The sequence below is a fragment of the Nitratireductor sp. B36 genome (assembly GCF_020833685.1).
Lineage (GTDB): Bacteria > Pseudomonadota > Alphaproteobacteria > Rhizobiales > Rhizobiaceae > Nitratireductor.
This window is the reverse complement of sequence record NZ_JACKZY010000004.1, coordinates 450,291-473,817: the sequence shown is the minus strand read 5'-3', so window position 1 is coordinate 473,817 and position 23,527 is coordinate 450,291. Positions and strand designations below refer to the sequence as shown.

Below are 23,527 nucleotides of genomic sequence, written 5' to 3'. Positions count from 1 at the left end.
CGATGACCAGCATTTCCAGCCCAACCAGACAGGACAAGGGAGGCTTTCGGGCGCTGCTCGGGCGGTTTCCCTTCCTGCCTGCCCTTCTCATTCTCGTCGTGCTTCTGGTGCTAAACGGCATTTTTGAACCCAACAGCCTGAGCTTCCGCTCGCTCACCGGCCTGGTGCGCACCTATCTCGCGTTGATGCTTCTGGCCGTGGCGCAGACCTATGTGGTCTATGCCGCCGACATCGATCTCTCGGTCGGCGCCATCGCTTCGCTGGTCAATGTGACGATCATCGTGTTGATGCAGCATTGGGGCGGCGGCGGGCTTTCGGTTCTGGCCGCGCTCGGCATTGGCGTTTTGGTCGGGCTTGCCTGCGGGCTGGTCAACGGTTTCGTGGTGGCTGCACTTAGGCTCCAGGCCATCGTCGCAACCTTTGCAACAAGCATTTTCTTCACCGGGCTGGCGCTTGTCATCCTGCCTGTGGCCGGCATGCCTGCACCCACCGTTTTCTGGCGCACCTATGGCGGCACATTCTTCGGCATCCCGTTCGTCTTTTATGCGGCTGCGGCGCTCGCCATCCTGCTTTACCTGCTTGCCCGCACCCGGCTTGCCACGCAGCTTCTGGCGGTGGGCGATGGTCAGCAGGCAGCCTTTCAGAGCGGGCTCCCCGTCACCGCGATCCGCATTGGCGGTTATGCACTCTGCGGCGTGTTCGCAGCGCTTGCCGCCTTCTGCATCACCGGCGATACGGCAAGCGGCGACCCGCTCGTCGGCGCGAAAATGACGCTCTTCAGCGTGGCGGCCGTGGTGCTGGGCGGAAGCGCCCTTTCGGGCGGTTTCGGCACGGTGGCGGGTTCCGTCATCGCGGCGCTCATCATCGGGCTCATCAACTCATTGGTGTTCTTCGCCGGCACGCCATCGCACTGGCAGAATTTCGTACAGGGGCTCGCCATTCTCGCGGCGCTGATGGTCGGCGTGCTCGTCAGCCGCAGGGGGCGCGCATGAACCGGGTCCTCGAAATCGCCAAGAACCCGCTTCTCATCGCGCTGGTTCTGATTGCAGCACTCCTCTTCCTCGGCAACACGCTTTCGCCGGGCTTCGCCTCCGGCGGGCAGATCCTGCGCCTGCTCATCGTTGCGGCCCTGCTCGGCATTGTCGCCGCCGGCCAGAACCTCGTCATTCTGGGCGGGCGCGAAGGCATCGACCTTTCCGTCGGCGGCGTGGTTTCGCTTTCCGCCATCGTGGCCGGCAATGTGATGAACGGCATGGATGGCGGCATCCCGCTGGCCATTCTGGCCTGTGTTGCGACCGGCGCGCTCTTTGGCCTGTTCAACGGGCTCGGCGTGACGCTGTTGCGCATTCCGCCGCTGGTGATGACGCTCGGCATGCTGGGCGTCCTTCAGGGTCTGCTCGTTGTCATCCGCCAGGGCATTCCTTCGGGCCGGGCCGCCCCTGCCCTTTCGGAATTCGTGACCCGGCCATTCCTCCTCGGTCTGCCCGGCATCATCTGGCTGTGGATCGGTGTTGGCCTGCTGATGGCCTTCATCCTCCACCGCACTGTGTTCGGCCAGCGCATCTATGCGATCGGCTCCAACGAGCAGGCTGCCTTCATGGCTGGTGTGCCGGTGCGGCGCATGAGGGTTGCACTCTTCATGCTCTCGGGTGTGTTTGCCGCCATTGCCGGGCTTTGCCTGCTTGGCTATTCCGGCTCCTCTTTTGCCAATGTGGGGGAGCAATACATGTTGCCTTCGATCATCGCTGTGGTGTTTGGCGGCACCCCGCTTCCAGGCGGCAAGGGCGGCTATACCGGGACCATGGCGGGTGCTGTTCTGCTGGTGGTGCTGCAAAGCATCCTGACCACGATCAATATCGATGAATCCGGGCGGCAGATGGTGTTCGGCGCCACGCTGCTGGTGCTCATGCTGTTCTATGGCCGCGGGCGGGGGCTGCGCGCATGAACCGGCGCCCCAAGATCAAGGATATCGCGAAGGCGCTGGGCGTTTCCCCCGCCACCGTGTCGCGCGCCCTTAGCGGCAGCGACCTCGTGACGAGTGAGACCCGTGCACGTGTGCGCAAGACTGCCGATGCGTTGAACTATCGCCCCAATGCAAGTGCGCGCAGCCTGCGCACCGCCCGCTCCATGGCGGTGCTGATGGTGGTGCGTGATGTGGGCAACCCGTTCTATCTCGATATTCTGAAAAGCGTGGAAGCAACAGCGCGCGCCGCCGGCTATTCCGTGCTGATGGGCAATACGGAAAACGACCCCGAGCGTGAGATCGAATATTTCGACATGCTGCGCGACGGCCATGCAGACGGCATGATCCTGATGACGGGAAAACTGCCGGAAGAGGACGGTCCGCGCAACAGATTGCCTCCCAACGCCCCCATCGTGGTGGCGCTTGAGACGATTGAGGGCTCTGGCTTTCCGCATGTGCAAATCGACAATGTCGCCGCAGCCTGCGAGGCGGTGGAGCACCTGATCGGGCTCGGACACCGGCGGATCGCCCATATTTCCGGCCCCGTGCCGGAGGTCATGAGCCTTCGCCGCCAGGAGGGATACCGCCGCGCCATGCGCAATGCGGGGCTTGCCATTCCGGAGGGCTATGAACAGCGCGGCGACTATCTTCTCCACGGTGGCGCCCGCGCCTGCGAGGCGCTTTTTAATCTGCCCGAACCGCCCACGGCGATCTTCGTCTCGAACGACGAAATGGCCTTCGGCGCCATTCACCATCTGCGCGAAACGGGACGTGATGTACCGGGTGACGTTTCTGTTGTCGGGTTTGACGATCTTTATCTGAGCGAGGCCTTCTATCCGCCCCTCACCACTGTCAGCCAGCCGCGCATCGATATCGGCCAGCAGGCGATGAGCATTCTTCTCAAAATGCTTTCCGGCGCTCTCGTGCCCGCAAAACCGGTGGTCTTGCCCGCAACGCTGCGCGTGCGCGGCACCACCGCACCACCCAAATCAGCTTGAAAGGGGAAACAACCATGTCCGCACAGCCAAGAAAACGCCTGCGCATCGGCCTTGTCGGCACGGGCTTCATCGCCGAATTTCACCTGCGATCCATGGTGGCCGTGCGCCATGTGGACGTGACCGCCGTCTACAGCCGCAAGGCGGAAAACCGGGAACGCATTGTCAAACTGGTGGCCGAACTGGGCCTTGGCGAATGCAAGAGCCACGAAAGCCTTGTGTCCATGCTGCAGGCGGACGATGTGGACGCGATCTGGATCCTCTCGCCCAATGACACGCGCGTGGACACCATGCGCACCATCCATGACGAGGTGGTGGCCGGACGCAGCAAGGTGTTTGCCGTGGCCTGCGAAAAGCCGCTGGCGCGGACGGTGGCCGATGCACGCGAAATGCTGCGGCTGGCCGAAGCCGCCAAGCTGAACCATGGCTATCTGGAAAATCAGGTTTTTGCGACGCCCGTTCTGCGCGGCAAGGAGATCATCTGGCGGCGCGCCGCTTCCACGACCGGCCGGCCCTATCTGGCACGCGCGGCGGAAGAGCATTCCGGCCCGCATGAGCCCTGGTTCTGGCAGGGCGACAAGCAGGGCGGCGGCGTGCTGCTCGACATGATGTGCCACAGCGTCGAGGTGGCGCGCCATCTCCTGACAGAGCCGGGCAAGAAACGCGATTCGTTGAAGCTCAAGGCGGTGCAGGGCAATGTGGCCAATCTGAAATGGACCCGGCCGCGCTATGTGGAAGATCTCAAAAAGCGGTTCGGGCCTGAAGTGGATTACGCGAACCGGCCCTCGGAAGATTTCGCGCGTGGCAATGTGATGCTGGAGGACGAGGACGGCAACGAGCTGATGATCGAGGCGAGCACGTCCTGGGCTTATGTGGGGGCAGGGCTGCGCATCCAGCTTGAGCTGCTTGGGCCTGAATATGCGATGGAGTTCAACTCGCTTGGAACCGGGCTCAAGATCTTCATGTCCCGTGAGGTGACCGGCGAAGAGGGCGAGGATCTGGTTGAGAAGCAGAACGCCGAGCAGGGACTGATGCCGGTGCTGGAAGATGAAGCCGGGGTCTATGGATATACGGATGAAAACCGGCACATGGTCGAGTGCTTCCGCAAGGGCGAAGAGCCGCTTGAGACCTTTGCTGACGGAGTCGCCGTGATGGAAATTCTCATGGGTCTGTACCTCTCCTCGGAAACCGGGAACACGGTGCGCTTCCCAAATCCCGATCTGGAGAACTACGTGCCCGTGGTGGCGCGCCGGTAAGGCTGTGTTTTGCTCACCGGCTGGAAACGAGACCAGCCGGTGAACCGCTTTTCGTGTCACGACTGACAGCGGCGAAAGGCCGGGTTGCCAGGACCCGTCCATGGGACCGCGCCCCGCTTCGACCCGTTCTCGTCTCCGATGTCTCCCATGTTCTGAAGGCTGGTGCCATAATGCCCCATGGGCGTTGAGCCTATTGCTTTCCCCCTGTGATCGGTATCTGTGGGCGAACACAGATCACCCATATCCATGAGCCGGGTATCGGGTCACCGTAGAAGAGAGTGCTCGAACGACCGGTTCGCCCTGCATGAGAACAGGGAGCCGCGTCGGACGATGGAACCGCGTGAGGGGGAAGATGAGCCAGACATCCGACATCATTATCATCGGCGGCGGCATTGCCGGTATCGGCGCCGGCGCTCGCATGGCTGCGGACGCTCGAGTCACGGTTCTGGAAGCGGAGGAAGCCATTGGATACCATTCCACTGGCCGTTCGGCCGCGATCTTCATCCGCAACTATGGCAATGCCACACTGCGTGCCCTTAACGCCGCTTCTGAACCCCTCTTCATGCAACCGGAAGGTATCTCCGAAGACAGCCTGCTCACACCGCGCGGCCTTCTATACATCGCGCTGGAAGAACATCTGGGGGATCTGGAGGCGATTCTGGAAGGTGCAACCGGCATGGAACGTCTCAACGCCGATGAAGCGGTTGCCCGTGTTCCGATATTGAAACGTGACACCATCGCCGCAGCCGCGATCGAGCCGGGCGCTCAGGACATCGATGTCGACCGCCTTTTGCAGGGCTTTGCCAGAATGCTGCGCCATCGCGGTGGTGCCATTGTCAACAAGGCGCCCGTGACCGCTATTTCGCACGAAAACGGCACCTGGACGCTGGATACGCCGCAGGGCTCCTTCTCCGCGCCCGTCATCGTAAACGCCGGCGGCGCCTGGGCCGACGAGATTGCGAGGCTGGCGGGTGTCCAACCTCTGGGCCTGACGCCGATGCGCCGCTCCGCCGTGATCCTGCCTGCACCTGACGGGCATGACGTGACAGGCTGGCCGCTTTTTGCCTGTGCCGGCGAAGGCTGGTACGCCAAACCGGATGCCGGCAAGCTGATGGTCTCGCCGGCGGACGAAGACCCGTCCGAACCCTTCGATGCCTGGCCCGACGACATGGTGCTGGCCGAAGGGCTGCACCGTTTCGAGCAGGCTGTGACCGTGCCCGTCACACGCATCGAGCGAAGCTGGGCGGGGCTGCGCAGCTTTTTCCCCGACCGCACGCCCGCTGTCGGCTTCGCGCCGGACGCGGAAGGCTTCTTCTGGCTCGCCGGCCAGGGAGGCTATGGCGTGCAGACCTCGCCCGCCCTCTCTGCGCTGGCTGCCGATCTTTGTGCGGGGCGCACTTCCGCCCTGCCCGATACCGTGGTGCAGGCCCTAGCACCGAACCGTCTCATCAAGTCCTGAAAGGAAATTTCATGTCCGAAATCAAACGCGTCGACACCGGCACCCGCATGAGCCAGGCCGTCATCCACAATGGCACGATCTATCTGGCTGGCCAGGTGGGAACGCCGGGCGCGAGCGTTGCCACGCAGACCAAAGATATCCTGCAGAAGATCGACACGCTTCTGGAGCAAAACGGTTCTGACAAGACCCGCATCCTGCAGGCGACCATCTGGCTCGCGGACATGAAGGATTTCGCCGAGATGAACGAGGTCTGGGACGCCTGGGTCGCACCGGGACATGCGCCAGCCCGCGCCTGCGGCGAGTCCGCGCTGGCCACACCTGATTACACGGTCGAGATCATCGTCGTGGCGGCCGCCGGCTGATCAGTTCGCGCGCTTTACCGGTGTCACCGGCTTCTGGCTCGCCCCTGCGGCGAGCCGGACGAGAACGAAACCCAACAAGCCAGTGGCCAGAAAGCCGGATGCGAGCGGTATGGTCGTCTGATTGTAAAACGCACCGAAGGCGACGGCAAAGACCACAGCCACCAGGCTCGACCCTGATGCGATGAGCGAGGCGCCAAGCCCCGCCAGGTGCCCGAGAGACTGCATCGCCATGGCATTGAGATTGCCAAACAGGATGCCGATGCAGAAGAAGATCACAAAACCCATTGCCATGAAGGCCACAAAGGGTGGTCTTCCCTCATACACGAGCGACAGGGAAAGCAGGCCAAGGCCGAGGATAACGAGGCCGATCAAAGCCCCCTCGCACATCGCCTGCATCCCAAACCGGCGCACCACCTGGGCGTTGACGATTGAGGCAAGACCGATGCCGGCGGCAAAGGCCGCGAAATAGGCGGGGAACATGGCGGAGACGCCATAGACATCGAAAAAGATGTCGGCCGCCGTGCTCAGATAGTGAAGATGCGCACCGAACACGAGCCCGGTCGCGATGATGAGCAAAGTGACGCGCCGGCTGCGCAGGATGCGCGCACCATTCTGCAGAAGCGTGACCGGATGGAAGCGGATTCGATTCTGCGGCGGGAGCGTTTCGGGCTGCCGCGCGATCAGCCAGATGCACAGAAGCACCGACAGGGCCAGATAAACCATGAAGATGGCTCTCCAGCCGGCAAGCGCCAGAACAAGTTGCCCCATGGCGGGGGCGAGCATCGGCACGAGAATGAACAGCACGAACATGAAGGACATGATCCGCGCCATTGCCTCGCCCTCAAACTGGTCCCGGATCAGAGCGCGTGTGGCAATCTTCGGTCCTGCCACGCCGATGCCCTGAAGGATGCGGCCGGCCACGATCATGCCCACACTTGTCGCACACATCGCCACCAATGTGCCCGCCATATAAAGGCCAAGCCCCAGAACAAGAGCCTTCTTGCGACCAATGGCATCGGAGATCGGGCCGAGAAACAGCTCGCCGAACACCATGCCGAAAATGAAAAGCGACACGATGTGCTGTGTGGAAAGAGGTGGCTCCACATGCAGCTCCGTCTCGATAATCCGCAACGCCGGCAGAACGGCATCGATGCTGAGCGCGGTGAGCGATGTAAGAGACGCGTAGAGCGCGATGCGCTCGAACGAGATGGAACGTGTTTTCATGGACGGGCCCGAAAGGTCAGATCGGCAATGGGCGGCGCTCTTCGATGGCCTCCATGGCAAAATAGGACGTGACAGATTCCAGCTCCACCTTCTGGATCAGGCGTTGATAGACGGAATCGTAGCTCTCCATATCGGTCGTCACGATGCGCAGCATGTAATCATAATCGCCACCGATGCGGAAGAAGTCGACGATTTCAGGAATGCTGGAAACATGCTGGCGGAAAGTCTGCAGCCATGCTGTGGAGTGATGGCGTGTCTTCACCATCACGAACACGACGAGGCCCAGTCCCAGTTTGTTGCGGTCCACCTGAAGTGTGCGGCCACGGATGACACCGCGCTCTTCGAGCGATTTGAGACGCCGCCAGCAGGCATTCTGAGACAAACCCACCTTATCCGCGAGGTCCCTTTGCGAGAGTGATGCGTCGCGCTGGAGAGCGCGCAATATGCGCCTGTCAAATTGATCTATTTTTTCGACCATAGCCGATCATATGACCCATTTTTTACGCATTATCCATCACTATCTGTGAATATGATAGATAATCACTGTGCGATCCTTTCGTTCTGACGAAACTGATGGACCGAACCATGGCACGTGATGTTCTGAACGTCTTCAAGCACAGCCTCAAACGCGCGGACATTGCCGAGTATCTGCAGTCTGGTCTGATCGGCGAGAACGCGGTGATCGACGGCCCTTGCGGACCAAAACCACTCATCTACGCAGATTATGTGGCCTCCGGCCGCGCACTTGCACAGGTGGAGGATTTCATCCGCGACGAGGTTCTGCCCTTTTACGCCAACAGCCACACCGAAGCGTCCTTTTGCGGATCCTTTTCGACGCGTCTGCGCGAGGCGGCGCGAGCCGAGATACACCGCATCGTCAGAGCGGATAACGAGACGAGCGTGGTCTTTTCCGGATCGGGCGCAACCTCCGGCATCAACCGACTCGTGCGCCTTCTGCAGATTGCCGAGACGGTTGCAGCAGGCGGCCGGGTGGTGGTGTTCACCGGCCCCTATGAGCATCACTCCAACATTCTGCCCTGGCGCGAGAGCGGTGCAGCGATCATCGCCATTCCCGAGACAGCCTGTGGTGGTCCGGACATGGGAGCACTGAAGACGGCGCTTGAAGCCAATGCCGATGCCGCATTGAAGGTCGGCACGTTTTCCGCCGCCTCCAATGTCACCGGCATTACAACCGACACGGATGCGGTGACGCGGCTTCTCAAAGCCCATGATGCGCTTGCCATCTGGGATTATGCAGGTGGCGCGCCCTATCTCGAAATCGACATGAAGCCCGGCACCGATTGCGCCAAGGATGCCGTGGTGCTTTCCCCACACAAGTTTCCCGGCGGGCCCGGCGCATCGGGCCTTCTGATCCTGCGCAACGCCATTGCGCGTACCGCACAGCCGACCATGCCTGGCGGCGGTTCGGTGACCTTCGTGTCACCATGGGCGCATGATTACTCCCGCTCGCTTTCAGCGCGCGAGGAGGCTGGCACCCCCAACGTCGTGGGCGACATCCGCGCCGCTCTCGTGCTCCTTGTGAAGGAGGCACTTGGCCAGGATTTCATCGATCGCCGGCACGAGGAATTGCGGACGCGGGCGCTTGGCGTCTGGTCGCAAAACCCCTGCCTCCAGCTTCTCGGAAACCCGACCGCCCCACGGTTGCCGATCTTCTCGTTCCGCATTCTTTGCCCTGAAGGCAAAACGCTGCACCATCAGCTCTTTACCCGGATGCTGAGCGATCTTCACGGCATTCAGGCGCGTGGCGGCTGTGCCTGTGCCGGCCCCTATGCGCATCACCTGCTGGGCATTGATGAGCAGCACTCGGCTGCGCTTCTGCAGAGCATTCGAGAGGGGCGGGAGATGGAGAAGCCGGGCTGGGTGCGATTGAATCTCAGCTATCTGATGACTGACGAGAAAGCCGATTTCGTCATCAACACGGTTGACCGGCTGGCGCGCGAAGCAGAGAGCCACGCCAGCGCCTATGATTTCGACCCGAGCACCGCGCGGTTCCGCCACAGGGGCCTCGCGCTGGCGGGTTAACCCTGTCCGCTCGCCCAGTGGCGGTTTTCCCGGCTTTGTCCGATTGAAGCCGATTGAGTGACGGAGAACTCCGGGAGCCGGTCATGCCCCGTTCCCAAGGTCGGCATTTGATCCTTACAAAACGGCGTCCTTTGAAGGGACGCCGCCGATGTTTCGGATGCTCCCGGCCTCACTCCGGTTGAGGAATAGGCATTGCCTTGACCGTGCTCGTTCCCTCGTCAGGATCAACGCCGAACCAGGTCTTGTGGATGGCCGCCATCGTGCCGTCCTCCTTCATGGCCGAGATTGCCTCGTTTGCCTTTTCCAGAAGGGGATGATCCTTGCGGGTCATCATAGCAAAACGCTCGCCGGTCGGAATACGCACGAGGATCTTGAGGCCTGGCACCTGCGTCATCGCATACTGAAATCCGGCGATTTCGCCGGCACCGCCTTCGAGACGACCCGCCCGGACGTCCAGCAGGAGATCCTGCTGCGCCGAATAGGAGCGGATGTCCGCAATGCCATATTTCTCGGCGTTCTCCTTCGCCCAGGCTTCGCCCGTGGTGGCAGCGACGACGCCGATCGTCTTGCCGTCGAGCTCCTCCAGCGTCGTGACCTTGGAATCTTCGCGCCCCACAATGGTGCCATCGCTGTCGTAATAGGGTTGAGTGAAAGACTGGTTCTGTAGCCGTTCATTGGTAATCGAGATTGACGATATGGCAAAGTCGATCCGCCCTGAGCTTGTTGCGGCAAACAGCGCCTGAAAGCCCAGATCCTGGAATGTGACATCCATGCCCAGACGCTTGGCGACCTCGCGGGCGACGTCCACCTCAAATCCTTCGAAGTCTCCGGTCTCGGTCTTGTATTCCCATGGCGGGTTGGCCGGATAGGCCCCGACCGTGATGGTTTCTGCGAATGCCGCCGGCACGAATGTGGCCGCTGCGAGCGCGATGGACAGAGCAAATGCGCGGATCTTCATGATCGATCTTCTCCCATTTTTACCGACCCCTGTTCCCATACGGAGCGCGGAAATTATTTGATCACATGATCACTTATCTTGCCGCAGATCAACGGATATTTGAAGCTCAAAAAATCGCGTCCCGACGAGACCAAGGCTCTCCCGCACTAAAGCCAATGCGGAAACAGGCGACCAGAAAAAGCCGCCTCCTTTCAGGTTCTCACATGGCACAGATGATATGTTGCTGAAGCCGCTCACCGTTTCACGGAAACGCTGCTCCGATCTATCTATCAATTTTGCGCATTTGTGCGGAGGTCAGGTGCTTCTACCTGCCTGCAAAATGCTCTAGTCCTGTTTTGGCAGATTGTTGGCGCGTCTCGCCATTTCCGCCTCGTTGGTCGGCTGTTCGGTGAAGCCCTCGATATCGGAGACTTCCTCCACGTCGCGTTCGATTTCCATTGGGCTTGCCACATAGGCGGTGGCCAGCTCCGCGACCGAACGCAACGCGTGGACATGAATGCGCTCATAGCCGTGGGACGCATCGATACCGAAAGCTATCAGCGCCGTGCGCACATCGTGGCCAGCCTCGATGGCGGAAGCGGAGTCGGAACGGTAATAACGGAAAACATCCTTCTGATAGCGAATATCTTCCTCCCGGCACAGTTCGACGAGCTTCTTCGTGAGATGATAATCGAACGGCCCGGCCTGATCGGCCATGGCAATGGTGACGCCGAATTCCGCAGAGTTCTGCCCCGGCGCTGTCGTTCCGTTGTCTATGGTCACCATTGAAGCGATCTCCGGCGTCACGATCGAGGCGGCGCCCACCCCAACCTCTTCGGCGATGGTGAAAAGCCAGTGCGTATCGACCGGCAACGTCACCTCGTTGCTGAGAAGCGATTCCAGTGCTGCAAGCGCGATGGCAACCCCGGCCTTGTCATCCAGATGCCTTGAAACGATGAAGCCGTTTTCAAGAAATTCAGGCTGCGGATCGATGGCGACGAAATCGCCGACGTCGATGCCCAGATTGTGTGCGTCAGCACGGTTCCAGCACATGGCGTCAACACGCAGTTCCACATAGTCCCAGCCAACCGGCATTGTGTCGACATCGTCGTTGAAGGTGTGTCCGGACGCCTTCAACGGTAAAATGGAGCCCCTGTAGGTTCCCTTTTCGGTGTAAAGTGTTGCCCGTGCGCCTTCGGCGAAGCGCGCCGACCAATGACCGATAGGGATGAGTTCGAAGCGCCCGTTGTCCTTGATGTATTTGACCTGAGCGCCCAGCGTGTCGAGATGGGTGACGATGGCGCGTGCGCCTTCGCGTCGACCGCCGCGCACGACGGCCCGAATTGCGCCGCGTCGCGTCAGCTCGGGTTCGAGCCCCAGGCGTTCAAGCTCGGTTGTGACATGTCGGACGATCGTGTCGGTGTAACCCGTGGGACTGTCGATCTCCAAAAGCGCCTTGAGCTGTTCGACCAGATAGGAAACGTCGATCTTCAGTCGCGACATGAATACCCCTTGAATTGCCCATTTCGCCCGACCTCGCTACAGCCCGGCTGCGATCATCTGAGCAGACCCTCCGGCCTGCACGCTGTGTGAAACCCGCTACCCTCTGGGGGCCAATGCCCGCTCCGCCGATTTCACGCCGGAGCGCGGGAAAAGCAGATCGACAAAGCGCTCTGCTGTGGGCTGCGGTTCGTGATTCGCAAGGCCTGGCCGCTCATTGGCCTCGATGAAGACATAGTCGGGATGGCCCGGCGATCTGACCATAAGGTCGATGCCAACCACCGGAATGTCAATGGCGCGCGCCGCGGTGCAGGCCGCGCGAACCAGGTCCGGATGCACCTTCTCCGTCACATCGTGGATCGAGCCACCCGTGTGGAGATTGGCCGTTTTTCGGACCACCACTTCCTGGCCTTCCGGCAAGACGCTCGACATCTCGAACCCGAGACCGGCCACGCAGCGCCTCGTCTCGTCGTCAATTGGAATACGGCTTTCGCCGCCCGTTGCCGCCGCGCGCCGGCGCGACTGCTTTTCAATCAGTTCCCCGATGGTGTTGTGGCCGTCACCCACCACGCGAGGCGCGCGGCGTACCGCAGCCGCAACGAGGCGGTAATCGATCACCACCAGGCGCAGGTCCTCGCCCTCGAAACAGGCCTCGATCAGAACGCGATCGGAAAGCTCGCGGGCGATGCGTATGGCGTTCTTCATCTCCTCGAGCGTTTCGAGCCCAACGGCAACGCCCTTCCCCTGCTCGCCGCGCGCCGGCTTCACCACAACACGTCCGTGCTTCTTCAGGAATGCTTCGAGTGCCGCGTCGTCATCCACGGCCTCCATCTGCTCCGGCAAGATCAACCCCGCTCGTTCCACCACGCGGCGGGTGACGGCCTTGTCGTCGCAGATCGACATGGCGACAGCCGAGGTCAGCTCCGAGAGACTTTCCCGGCAGTGAATCGAACGGCCACCAAATGAGAGGCGGAAAAAGCCGCCTTCGGCATCAGTCACATCCACGGCGACACCACGCCGATGCGCTTCATCGACAATCAGGCGCGCATAGGGATTGAGGCGGTCGAAATCCGCGGGAGGATGGGTGAAGAGTTTTTCGTTGATGGGGTTCTTGCGCTTGACCGCAAATACCGGAACACGGTGAAAGCCAAGTTTCTCATAAAGTGCAATGGCCTGGTCATTGTCGTGCATGACCGAGAGATCCATAAAACTTGCACCCCGTGCTGCAAAATGTTCCGCCAACCGGCGCACCAGCATCTCTCCCACTCCGGCATGGCGGCACTGGGGGTCGACCGCAAGGCACCAGAGCGAGGAACCGTTTTCGGCATCCTGGAACACGCGGCGGTGATCCACTCCTGTAACCGTACCGAGAATGTCGCCCGTTTGGTCATCCTCGGCCACGAAATAGGTGACGGCGCGGCTGTCACGGTTGGTCCAGAAGAAATCCGGCCGCACCGTGACCATGCCGCGGCTCTGGTAGATCGCATTGACCGCGTTCGCGTCAGCCTCCGAGGTCAGCCGCCGGATGAAAAAGCCACGCGGCTGACGCCGGCTCGGCCGATAGGTCGCAAGATCGAGCCGATAGGTGTGTGACGGATCGAGGAACAATTCCTGCGGCGCCATCGAAAGGAGCACATGCGGATCGCGTATGTAGAAGGCGATGTCGCGCCGCGCCGGCCCCTCGTCTCGCAGCGCACCCGCAAGCTCTTCATTGGTTTCGAAGGTCTGTGCGAAGAGAAGCCGCCCCCAACCAAGCTCCAGAGAGACATGCTTGTCCTGCTGAGCCGAGGACTGATCAGCCGGCGCGCTGGTCGGCTTCATGGTTTCACTGCGCAAACGTTTCAGGCGGTAGCCGAGCGCCTTGTCGCTACGCCCGCGCGAGGCACGCAAAGCCGCATCCTCTTTCTTGGCCATCGATTATACCCCGTGGGTTTGCAGCCAGAGTTCGAGCAGCCCTACCTGCCAGAGTTCGGAACCGCGCAAGGGTGTAATGTGATCAGCCGGCGCGGCGTAGAGCGTATCCAGATAGTCCTGACGGAAGAGGCCACGCTCACGCGCCGATTGCGAGGATAGCGCATCGCGCACCATATCGAGATAAGGCCCATCGACATATTTGAGCTGCGGCACCGGGAAATAGCCTTTCTTCCGATCGATGACCTCGTTTGGCACCACCTGCCTGGCAACCTCCTTGAGCACGCCCTTGCCGCCCTGTTTGAGCTTTTCTTCGGGCGGGATGCGGGCGGCAAGCTCAACCAGCTCATGATCAAGGAAAGGCACCCGCGCCTCAAGTCCCCAGGCCATGGTCATGTTGTCGACCCGCTTGACCGGATCATCGACCAGCATGACGGTGGAATCGAGCCGCAGTGCGGCGTCGACCGGCGTGTCTGCCCCGGCTCGCGTGAGATGTGCCGACACGAGTTCGCGGCTTGCATCACGATCCGCGATCCACTCAGGCGAGAGCTGCCTGCTCAGGGTTTCGTGCGAACGATCGAAAAAGACCTTGGCATAATCGTCCACCACATCATTGGAGCTCATCAACGGCGGATACCAGTGATAGCCACCGAAAATTTCGTCGGCGCCCTGCCCCGACTGCACGACCTTGATGTGTTTCGATACTTCCTTGGAGAGGAGATAGAAGCCGACATTGTCGTAGGAGACCATGGGTTCTGACATGGCCGCAAAGGTGCCGGGTAGCGCATCCATCAGATCGGCCGACGGCACGAAAATCTTGTGGTGATCAGTGCCGAATTCTTTGGCGATCAGATCGGAATAAATGAACTCATCGCCCTTTTCGCCATTGGCCTCCTCGAAACCGACGGAGAAGGTCATGAGACCCTTCTGGCCGGCCTCGGCGAGAAGCCCGACGATGAGGCTGGAATCGACACCCCCCGAAAGCAGGACGCCTACCGGAACGTCGGCCACCATGCGGCGCTTGACGGCAAGACGCAGGGCTTCCAGGGTCCGGTCCCGCCAGTCATCGGGAGAAAGCGCGGCCATTTCGGGATCGCGCGCGAAGGGCGGATCCCAATAGACCCGATCCCGCTGCTTACCATCGGCTTCGATGATCCGGATGGTGGCGGGGGGAAGTTTTTTCACGCCATTGAGGATGGTGCGCGGCGGGGGGACGACCGCGTGGAATGTCATGTAGTGATGCAGTGCATAGCGGTCGATGGACGTGTCCACATCCCCGGCTGCCAGCAGGGCCGGAAGCGAGGAGGCGAAGCGAACGCGTTCCGGCGTTTCCGCAAGATAGAGCGGCTTGATGCCGAACCGGTCTCGCGCCATCACCACGCGGCCCGTCTCGCGTTCACGGAGGACGAAGGCAAACATGCCGTGAAAGCGGCTCACGCAATCTTCGCCCCAGGCGTGCCAGGCTTTGAGAATGACTTCAGTGTCGCCGGTGGAGAAGAAGCGATAGCCTCTGCCTTCCAGCTCCGCGCGCAGCTCGGGATAATTGTAGATGCAGCCGTTGAAGGCGATGGTGAGGCCCAGTTCGGGATCCTCCATCGGCTGGCGGGCCTTTTCCGACAGGTCGATGATTTTCAGCCGCCGGTGCCCGAATGCTGCGCTGCCGTGAATGACAGCTCCCGCGCCATCGGGCCCACGCGGCGCGAGACAGTCCATCATTTTCGAAAGAGCGACAGGTGAGGCAGGGCGGCCATCAAGCCGCAGTTCTCCGCAGATTCCGCACATGGGTAGCGATCTGATCCCTTGTTTAACGTTGCATCGGAGCGTATTTTAGTTATAGTTATAATTATTAGATGTCAAATTAATGGCGTCCGCATGACTTTCAAGACGACAACTGACAAGGTCACCCAAGGGTTCCGTGACGAGGAGTTACGGGGGGTGGAAAAATGCATTCGCCGCATTGTTCGCGCCAACGATGTGCAATCGCGAGCGCTCGCCAAACAGATCGGTCTCACGGCGCCGCAATTGATCATCCTCAAGGCAATCGCTGCACTGGGGGAGGTTACGACAACCGTATTGTCAGCCCATGTCGATCTGAGCGCGGCAACTGTAATCACCATTCTCGACAATCTGGAAACGCGGCAACTGGTGGAGCGTTATCGATCTCGCAACGACCGGCGCGTGGTCCACACCCGGCTGACGGATCAAGGCCGGGGGCTTTTAGAGCGCGCGCCCGAGCCGATGGGCGACGCGTTCGCCCGGCGCTTTGCCGCCCTCTCTCCCGAGCGGCGCGGCCAGCTTATTTCAGCCTTAGCAACCATTGCCGACATGATGGCACCTGGCGACGATCTGCCGAAAAACACTCTCCAGCACTGAGTGCGACCGCGCACGGATTAAAATTGATCAAGCGCAAGGCCGCGTCGCGCAGACGTGTCAATTTGCCCGAAACACGCAATGGACGCAGACGGGGTGCGCGATTATGATCGCGCCGCACAGCAGGAAGGTTCAATGAATTACCAGCGTTTTTTCTCAGAAGCGATCGATCAACTTCACGCTGAACGCCGCTATCGCGTTTTCGCCGATCTTGAGCGGATCGTCGGCGCGTTTCCGCGCGCACTGTGGCGCTCCGGTGAAGAGACGCGCGAAATCACTGTCTGGTGCTCGAATGATTATCTCGGCATGGGCCAGCACGAGTGTGTGATTTCCGCCATGCAGCAGGCCGCGGGCTCGATGGGTGCAGGCGCCGGCGGCACGCGCAATATCTCCGGGACCAACCACCCGCTCGTGGAGCTTGAAGCCGAGCTGGCGGATCTTCATGGAAAAGAAGCCGGTCTCGTTTTCACCTCCGGTTTCATCTCCAATGAAGCCTCCATATCGACCATCGCCCGTCTTTTGCCCAATTGCCTGGTTCTTTCCGACGAGTTGAATCATGCCTCCATGATCGAGGGAGTGCGGAGGTCCGGCGCGGAAAAGAAAATCTTCCGCCACAATGATGTCGGCCATCTTGAAAGCCTTCTGAAGGAGGCCGACCACAGCCGGGCAAAGCTGATCGTTTTTGAATCCGTCTATTCCATGGACGGGGACATCGCGCCCATCAAGGCAATCGCCGACCTGGCCGATAAATATAATGCCATGACATATATCGACGAGGTTCATGCCGTGGGCATGTATGGCGCGCGCGGTGGTGGCATTACGGAGCGTGACGGACTGGCGCACCGGATCGATGTCATTGAAGGAACGCTTGCCAAGGGTTTTGGTGTGATCGGCGGCTATATTACCGGCTCAAGCGCGGTGATCGATGCGGTGCGTTCCTATGCCTCCGGTTTCATTTTCACAACCGCCCTGCCTCCTGCCATTGCAGCGGCAGCGACCGCGTCGATCCGGCATCTCAAATCCTCGTCCGTCGAGCGGGAGGCGCAAAAGCGCCAGGCGCAACAGACCAAGGACAAGCTACTGGCCGCCGGCCTGCCGGTGATGCCGTCTCAGACCCATATCGTTCCTTTGCTCGTCGGAGATCCCGAACTGTGCAAGCAGGCCTCCGACCGTTTGCTTGAAAGGCACGGGATCTACATCCAGCCGATCAACTATCCGACGGTCCCGCGCGGCACGGAACGGTTGCGCATCACGCCGACACCGTTTCATGACGACGGGCTGATCGAGACACTACGCGATGCGCTTCTGGAAACCTGGGAAGCGCTGGGCATTCCATTCAAGGAAGCGGATCAACCTTTGCAGGCGAAATCCGAACGTGTGGTCTCCCTTCTGGTGCCCAAATCCGGCGGATGAGCGGATTTCCTCAATGAATTCAATGAAAACGCCGCCGAACTCCTGTTCGGCGGCGTTTTCGGTTTTTCTTGCCGGTTTTCCGTAAAACCGCGAAAAAGCGCTATTTTTTCGACAAAAGGTCGCGGATTTCCGTGAGAAGCTGAACGTCTGCGGGCGGTGCCTCGGGCTCTGCCGGTTTCTCGGCTTCCTTCCGGCGGAGTGAATTCACGCCCTTGACCATGAGGAAGATGATCCATGCCAGGATCAGGAAATTGACCACCACCGTAAGGAAGTTGCCATAGGCGAATACCGCACCCTGCTCCCGCGCCGCCTCAAGGGTGGTGGCGGTCACGGTGGAAGAAAGCGGAACGAAATAGTTGGAAAAATCGAAGCCGCCAAAGATGGCGCCGACGAGTGGCATGATAATGTCGTCGGTCAACGACTTCACGATGAGACCGAACGCGCCGCCGATGATCACGCCGACCGCGAGGTCCATCACATTGCCTCGTGCAATGAACTCCCGAAATTCCTTCATCATAAGGGTCTCTCCCCAATCTAACTGAAACCCGGCGACTCATCGGTCACCAACACTTGAACAGTAGAGGCGTCACGCGGGGAAAGCGCAACAAAAACCGTTCGGCGGTTTCCCCGAAGCACATTCACCGAAAGAAGCATTGGACACGCAACCTGGCCTGTGTTTGCCTTTCAATAGACCTGTGAGGAGGAGAATCGCGACCGGTGCAGGGCTGGGTCATCGCAATCATAGCCGTCGCCTATGTGACGTTGCTCTTCTTCATCGCGAGCGTCGGCGACAATCGAGCTGCCCGTCAGGGCGGGCTCGGCTCGCGCCCTTACATCTATGCGCTCAGCATCGCCATTTACTGCACCTCCTGGACGTTCTTCGGCTCGGTGGGACTGGCCTCCGAGCGCGGGCTGGAGTTTCTGGCCATTTATATCGGCCCGGTGCTGGTTTTCCTGTTCGGTTTCCCGATCCTCAAGCGCATCATCCGGCTCGCAAAATCCGAAAAGATTACCTCCATCGCGGATTTTCTGGCTGCCCGCTACGGGAAAAGCTTCGCTGTCGCTTCGGTGGCAACGCTGATCGCCACCTTCGGAACGGTTCCCTATATCGCGCTCCAATTGAAGGCGATTTCGGATTCCGTCAGCCTCATGGTCACGCATTACGATGGCGCGCCACCGGTCATCGATTTCTTCGTCGGCGACATGGCGTTGATCGTGACCTTTCTCCTGGCAATCTTCGCCGTCCTGTTTGGCACGCGTCACGCCGATGCCACCGAACATCAAGAGGGGCTGGTTCTTGCCGTCGCGGTCGAGACGCTGGTGAAACTCGCGGCCTTTCTGGCTGTGGGGATTGCGATCACCTATTTCTTTTTCCGAGGGCCACTGGACCTCGCGCGGGCTGTAAGCAGCCTTCCCGAGGTGCAGAAGGCCTACACCTATCCTACGTCGCTGGCGACCTGGATCGTCATGACGACGCTCAGCGCTTTTGCCATCATCATGCTGCCCCGGCAGTTCTATGTCACGATTGTGGAGAACCGCAGCACCACGGAGCTCGAGACGGCGAGCTGGCTTTTCCCGCTCTATCTGGTGCTGATCAATCTGTTCGTGATCCCCATAGCCTTCGCCGGCCTCGCGCTGGTGGGAGACAGTGCCAACTCCGATCTCTACGTGCTCGCTCTTCCCCTGCTTGCCGGGCATGACCTCCTTGCCCTGATCGCCTTTATCGGTGGGCTTTCAGCGGCCACGGCGATGGTCATTGTCGCCAGTGTGGCGCTTTCGATCATGATTTCAAACGATCTGGTCATACCGCTTTTTCTGCGCCGTTTGCTGCGCCCCGACCATCACGAGAAAAATGATTGGTCGACAAGCATCCTCAACATTCGCCGCGCTGCGATCTTCATCATCCTTTTCACGGCGTTTCTCTACTACCGCGAAACCACCCACAACACCCGCCTGGCAGCAATCGGTCTCATCTCGTTCGCGGCCATCGCGCAGTTCGCACCAGCCTTCTTCGGTGGACTGATCTGGCGCGGAGCGAACGCCCGCGGCGCTCTTCTGGGCATGGGCTCAGGGTTTGCGATCTGGGCCTACACGCTGTTGTTCCCCTCGCTTGCCCCGCAAGGCACCAGCATCATTACAGACGGTCTCTTCGGCTTGCCCGCGCTCAGGCCACAAGCCCTTTTTGGAACTGTGGCCGAGCCTCTGAATCATGGGGTATTGTGGAGCCTCGCGGTCAACACGCTTTTCTTCGTTCTGGGTTCTCTTTCACGCGCCGCACAACCGCTCGAGCGTATTCAAGCCGCGATCTTCGTGCCGCGTGACACCGGCCCTATTCCGACCCTGCGCCGGTTTCGTACGACAGTCACCGTCAACGACCTGAAGGACACGATCTCGCGCTATCTGGGAGCCGAGCGCACCGAGCGCTCCTTTGCCACGTTTGAAGCCACCCACGGCGTTCGTCTCAACGGCAATGACCAGACCGGCATAGCGCTGGTGCGCTTTTCAGAACAATTGCTTGCCAGCGCTGTGGGATCCTCCTCGTCCCGGCTTATTCTCTCCCTGCTCTTTCAAAGGAACGATCGCTCACCGCGCGATGCACTCCGACTGCTTGACGATGCCTCCATGGCCCTGCAGCACAATCGTGATCTGCTGCAGACCGCACTTGACCAGATGGAGGAAGGTGTCACGGTTTTCGATAGGGATTTTCAGCTTATCTGCTGGAACCGGCAATACAGAACCCTTTTCAACTTGCCGGACGAGATGGGTCAGGTCGGCGTGTCGCTCGATCGGTTCGTGAACCTGCTCACCGTGCGTGGAGAAATACCCCTGGACGCCTATACGGTGACCTTGAATCGTTTCACCGACTTCGGGATGCCTTGGGAGATCCGCCTCCAAAAGAGCGGGCGCATCATCGAGTTGCGCACAAACCCGATGCCCGATGGCGGTATCGTGGCCACCTATACCGACATCACGCCCCGCGTTGAGGCAGACATCGCGTTGAAGCGCATCAACGAGACACTGGAGCAGAGGGTGGCCGACCGCACAGCGGAACTGATGCGGGTCAACGAAGAGCTGGCGCAGGCGCAGGTGATCGCGGAGGAAGCCAATCTCGGAAAAACGCGTTTCCTTGCAGCCGCGGGCCATGACATCCTCCAACCTCTCAACGCCGCCCGGCTCTATTGCTCATCGCTCATGGAACGCGCGGAAGGCGGGGAGACCCGCGAATATGTGAGCAACATCGAATCGTCGCTCGATTCCGTGGAGGCGATCCTCGGCGCTGTGCTCGACATTTCGCGCCTGGATACCGGGGCGCTCAAGCCCTCTCCCTCAGTGTTTCAGCTTGCTGGCCTGATGCGCCAGCTCACGACAGATTTCATGCCGCTGGCCGAGGAGAAAGGCCTGAAGCTCACCATCATCCCCTCAACTCTGACTGTAAATACCGACCGGAACCTGCTGCGCCGGCTCGTGCAGAACCTCGTCTCCAATGCCATCAAATACACGCCCAGCGGTCGCGTCCTTGTGGGGGTGCGGCGGCGCGGCGAATTGCTCGAGCTGCAGGTCATCGATACCGGCATCGGAATTGCCTCCGACAAGCTGAACACGGTGTTTCGGGAATTCACACGGCTGGAAGAAGGCGTGCGCCAGGCACAGGGCCTGGGCCTGGGCCTGTCTATCGTCGATCGTATCGCGCGTGTTCTGAATCTGGAGATCCGTCTTGATTCACAGATTGACGGTGGCACGCGCTTCTCTGTCATCATTCCAATCAGCTCCAGCCAGGCCAACGCCACCGATGTGCCTGCACGCCCGGCCGCGATCCAGCAGACGATGTTGGAAGGCCTGCGCGTGTTGTGCATTGACAACGATCCGCGCATTCTCGATGGGATGCGCCGTCTTCTTGAAGGCTGGGGCTGTGTGGTTTCAACAGCAACCGGGTCAAGCTCGCTTCCCGATTTCTCGGACGGCGCTCCAAACATCATCCTTGCCGACTATCACCTGGACAATGAAGTGGGGCTCGACGTGATTTTGGCCCTGCGGGGAAGGTACGGGGAAACGATACCGGCAATCCTGATCACAGCCGATCGCTCCAACGAAGTGCGCGCCGAGGCAGAGGCTCTTACCGCCATGGTGCTGAACAAGCCCCTGCGCCCAGCCTCATTGCGCACACTGCTGATGCGTTGCCGCCAGATGCTTGCCGCAGCGGAGTAGCTGTCGGGTCAGCTTTCGGTGGCGATCGTGTCGGCCCCTATCCTCGACAGACGAATGACCGCCTGGGTGCGGCTATCCACGTTCAGCTTTTGCAGAACCGCCGAGACGTGCGCCTTGATCGTGGCTTCAGAGACGTTGAGCTCATAGGCGATCTGCTTGTTCAAAAGCCCTTCGGCCAACATGCTCAGCACCCTGGTCTGTTGCGGAGTCAGGGTTTGAAGGCGGCTGATGAGATCAGCGATCTCCGGATCGGCTTCGGCTCCCAGATCGATATCGGCAGGCGTATAGATTCCGCCGTCCAGAATTGTCCGAACCGCCGTTCTGATCTCATCCATGCCTGACGATTTCGAAATGAAGCCGGAAGCGCCCAGCTCCAGAGCCCGTCTGATGGTTTCGGGATCGTCGTGTGCGGAGACGACCACGATGGGCACCGCCGCATTCATTCCACGCAAGGCGACCAATCCGGAAAGGCCGCTCACGCCAGGCATGGTAAGATCAAGCAGGACGAGATCGATATTATCATCCAAAAGCGCTTTCGCGCCTTCAAAATCCCCTGCTTCCAGTATCTTGCATGCATCGTCGAGTCCGGAAAGCGCGCCTTTCAACGCCCCTCGAAACAGAGGATGGTCGTCGGCGACCAAAAATCTATAGCCCGATGCCAAAAGTCCCTCCCGCGCCCGCCGCATTATTGTCGTCTTCTTCCGCCGCGGGTCTCGGTGCGATTATGCGGGGAATAGCTGTCATTTCAAGCTCTGCCATGGCTGGAAGCCTCAACGCTTGCCGAAAAGCTCGCGGAAGATTTACTTGCCTGTCCCACATCTATGCCACAGACTCGCCCCGAGGGTGCAAACCCGCGAGCCTGCTATGGAGAAAATCCACAAGGTAGCCATGTTGTGCATTGGACGCGCCGTGATGTTCGGCGCCTTTGCCATCGGGCTGGTGATGCTGAGCTTTTCGTTCGACCTGATTCTCGCGTTCAGTGCCGGCGCGCTGATGACGCTGATCATGTCTGAGCTTCTGATACTCAAGGCTTATGCGGTTGCGAGGCAAAATCCCAGGAAGACCGAGGTCTGGATGCATCTTAATCCAGACGCCCGCCCGGTCGGGCGATCAGGGGCGAAGGTGTTCATAGCAATACTGAAAGATATCTATCTGCGTTTTGCCGTCCTGAGCCTGCAGATTGGCTGTGGCTTCTTCGCATTTTCGATGGTGTTGCGCCTGGTGCGAGCGGTCACCTAGAGTGTTTCGAGCTTTCCTGAAGCGGCTAAAAAACCGCCCTCCGCTCAGGTTCGATCGGGGGCCGGCGTATCGGGCGAGGTTGTGCTGTCTTCCTTCTCGAAATCCTTCACGATCCCCATGAACTTGCGAAAGAAACGCTCCATCAATCCCAGTGTCTGTTCGAACTCGTCCTCAGAAGGCAATTCCGATTTGGCTTCCGAGGAAACACTCTCCAGCGCCTCGACACGCTCTTCAAGGGTCTCGAGCTGGTCCTGCAGTGCGGCGATATCTTCCTCATAGGCCGTACGCTCGTCGGCCGCCGGCGCACAGACAAGTTGCCCTGACCGCTCACGGCAAAGCGACATGGCTCCGGTCCTCGTGTCCATGCGCACATATCCTTCGTCCGTGCGCTCAAGCTGAAAGCGCTCGGCCTCCTGCGCCGTGGCGCCCGTCATCGTGGACAGGATGATCAGTGCGCCTGTCGCTGCGATTGTATTGCGCCTTTTTGTATTGCGCATGGGGGTATTGCGCATGGGGTCTGCTCCGCATTCATGCTTCTTACGATGGCTTCATGCCCCAGGAATGCGCCATAAATGGGATAATGTGCAATCCCCTGAAAACGCTTTTTCGGGCCTTTCGCTGCCGCGGTATTGCAAGTATAGCCGCTGGC

20 protein-coding genes are annotated in these 23,527 nt (G+C 60.1%); 11 read left to right on the top strand and 9 right to left on the bottom strand.

Features of this window, described 5'->3' with window-relative positions; all coding sequences use genetic code 11:
• Positions 1–2: 2 nt before the first annotated feature.
• From H7H48_RS18535 to H7H48_RS18510, 6 genes are all read left to right on the top strand, one after another.
• Positions 3–992, top strand: coding sequence for an ABC transporter permease (locus tag H7H48_RS18535; RefSeq protein ID WP_370633425.1), 990 nt, complete (start codon positions 3–5; stop codon positions 990–992).
• Positions 989–1,945: an ABC transporter permease gene (locus tag H7H48_RS18530; RefSeq protein WP_229450592.1), complete on the top strand. Its 957-nt coding sequence runs from the start codon at positions 989–991 to the stop codon at positions 1,943–1,945. The genes H7H48_RS18535 and H7H48_RS18530 overlap by 4 nt, the downstream gene beginning before the upstream one ends.
• The gene (locus H7H48_RS18525; RefSeq protein ID WP_229450590.1) at positions 1,942–2,961 is read left to right on the top strand and encodes a LacI family DNA-binding transcriptional regulator; all 1,020 of its coding nucleotides are present in this window, start codon (positions 1,942–1,944) and stop codon (positions 2,959–2,961) included. Before H7H48_RS18530 ends, H7H48_RS18525 begins: the two co-directional genes overlap by 4 nt.
• Before the next feature lie 14 nt (positions 2,962–2,975).
• On the top strand, positions 2,976–4,214 hold the full coding sequence (locus H7H48_RS18520; RefSeq protein WP_229450588.1) for a Gfo/Idh/MocA family protein: 1,239 nt from the start codon (positions 2,976–2,978) through the stop codon (positions 4,212–4,214).
• A gap of 352 nt (positions 4,215–4,566) precedes the next feature.
• Positions 4,567–5,673: an FAD-binding oxidoreductase gene (locus H7H48_RS18515; protein WP_229450587.1), complete on the top strand. Its 1,107-nt coding sequence runs from the start codon at positions 4,567–4,569 to the stop codon at positions 5,671–5,673.
• Between the two features lie 11 nt (positions 5,674–5,684).
• Complete coding sequence (locus tag H7H48_RS18510; RefSeq protein WP_229450585.1) at positions 5,685–6,035, top strand: RidA family protein; 351 nt, start codon at positions 5,685–5,687, stop codon at positions 6,033–6,035.
• On the opposite strand, the gene H7H48_RS18505 is transcribed toward H7H48_RS18510, so the two are convergent.
• Positions 6,036–7,259: a multidrug effflux MFS transporter gene (locus H7H48_RS18505; protein WP_229450583.1), complete on the bottom strand. Its 1,224-nt coding sequence runs from the start codon at positions 7,257–7,259 to the stop codon at positions 6,036–6,038.
• A 16-nt stretch (positions 7,260–7,275) separates the two neighbouring features.
• Positions 7,276–7,737, bottom strand: coding sequence for an Lrp/AsnC family transcriptional regulator (locus H7H48_RS18500; protein WP_229450581.1), 462 nt, complete (start codon positions 7,735–7,737; stop codon positions 7,276–7,278).
• Between the two features lie 107 nt (positions 7,738–7,844).
• Here H7H48_RS18500 and H7H48_RS18495 point away from each other — a divergent pair, with 107 nt between their 5' ends.
• Complete coding sequence (locus tag H7H48_RS18495; protein ID WP_229450580.1) at positions 7,845–9,302, top strand: aminotransferase class V-fold PLP-dependent enzyme; 1,458 nt, start codon at positions 7,845–7,847, stop codon at positions 9,300–9,302.
• A gap of 169 nt (positions 9,303–9,471) precedes the next feature.
• On the opposite strand, the gene H7H48_RS18490 is transcribed toward H7H48_RS18495, so the two are convergent.
• From H7H48_RS18490 to H7H48_RS18475, 4 genes are all read right to left on the bottom strand, one after another.
• Positions 9,472–10,260, bottom strand: coding sequence for an ABC transporter substrate-binding protein (locus tag H7H48_RS18490; protein ID WP_229450578.1), 789 nt, complete (start codon positions 10,258–10,260; stop codon positions 9,472–9,474).
• A gap of 324 nt (positions 10,261–10,584) precedes the next feature.
• On the bottom strand, positions 10,585–11,742 hold the full coding sequence (locus H7H48_RS18485) for an osmoprotectant NAGGN system M42 family peptidase (RefSeq protein ID WP_229450576.1): 1,158 nt from the start codon (positions 11,740–11,742) through the stop codon (positions 10,585–10,587).
• A gap of 96 nt (positions 11,743–11,838) precedes the next feature.
• Positions 11,839–13,653, bottom strand: coding sequence for an N-acetylglutaminylglutamine synthetase (ngg, locus tag H7H48_RS18480; RefSeq protein WP_229450575.1), 1,815 nt, complete (start codon positions 13,651–13,653; stop codon positions 11,839–11,841).
• A 3-nt stretch (positions 13,654–13,656) separates the two neighbouring features.
• On the bottom strand, positions 13,657–15,432 hold the full coding sequence (locus tag H7H48_RS18475) for an N-acetylglutaminylglutamine amidotransferase (RefSeq protein WP_229450572.1): 1,776 nt from the start codon (positions 15,430–15,432) through the stop codon (positions 13,657–13,659).
• A gap of 90 nt (positions 15,433–15,522) precedes the next feature.
• Between H7H48_RS18475 and H7H48_RS18470 the strand changes: the two genes are divergently transcribed.
• Together H7H48_RS18470 and hemA are read left to right on the top strand one after the other, a co-directional pair.
• Complete coding sequence (locus tag H7H48_RS18470) at positions 15,523–16,023, top strand: MarR family winged helix-turn-helix transcriptional regulator (protein WP_229450570.1); 501 nt, start codon at positions 15,523–15,525, stop codon at positions 16,021–16,023.
• Between the two features lie 132 nt (positions 16,024–16,155).
• A complete protein-coding gene (gene hemA, locus H7H48_RS18465) occupies positions 16,156–17,433 on the top strand; it encodes a 5-aminolevulinate synthase (RefSeq protein ID WP_229450568.1) in 1,278 nt (425 codons plus the stop codon).
• Positions 17,434–17,533: 100 nt separating this feature from the next.
• On the opposite strand, the gene mscL is transcribed toward hemA, so the two are convergent.
• Positions 17,534–17,950 carry a large conductance mechanosensitive channel protein MscL gene (mscL, locus tag H7H48_RS18460; RefSeq protein WP_229450566.1) on the bottom strand — a complete coding sequence of 139 codons (417 nt, stop codon included), beginning with the start codon at positions 17,948–17,950 and terminating at the stop codon, positions 17,534–17,536.
• A 200-nt stretch (positions 17,951–18,150) separates the two neighbouring features.
• Here mscL and H7H48_RS18455 point away from each other — a divergent pair, with 200 nt between their 5' ends.
• Positions 18,151–21,639 carry a PAS domain-containing hybrid sensor histidine kinase/response regulator gene (locus tag H7H48_RS18455; protein WP_229450564.1) on the top strand — a complete coding sequence of 1,163 codons (3,489 nt, stop codon included), beginning with the start codon at positions 18,151–18,153 and terminating at the stop codon, positions 21,637–21,639.
• An 8-nt stretch (positions 21,640–21,647) separates the two neighbouring features.
• Here H7H48_RS18455 and H7H48_RS18450 read toward each other — a convergent pair whose 3' ends face one another.
• Positions 21,648–22,325, bottom strand: coding sequence for a response regulator transcription factor (locus tag H7H48_RS18450; RefSeq protein ID WP_229450562.1), 678 nt, complete (start codon positions 22,323–22,325; stop codon positions 21,648–21,650).
• 226 nt (positions 22,326–22,551) lie between these two features.
• Between H7H48_RS18450 and H7H48_RS18445 the strand changes: the two genes are divergently transcribed.
• Positions 22,552–22,878, top strand: coding sequence for a hypothetical protein (locus H7H48_RS18445; RefSeq protein WP_229450560.1), 327 nt, complete (start codon positions 22,552–22,554; stop codon positions 22,876–22,878).
• Positions 22,879–22,922: 44 nt separating this feature from the next.
• Here H7H48_RS18445 and H7H48_RS18440 read toward each other — a convergent pair whose 3' ends face one another.
• Positions 22,923–23,390 (bottom strand): hypothetical protein, encoded by a 468-nt coding sequence (locus H7H48_RS18440; RefSeq protein WP_229450558.1) that lies wholly within the window; start codon positions 23,388–23,390, stop codon positions 22,923–22,925.
• Positions 23,391–23,527 lie beyond the last annotated feature (137 nt).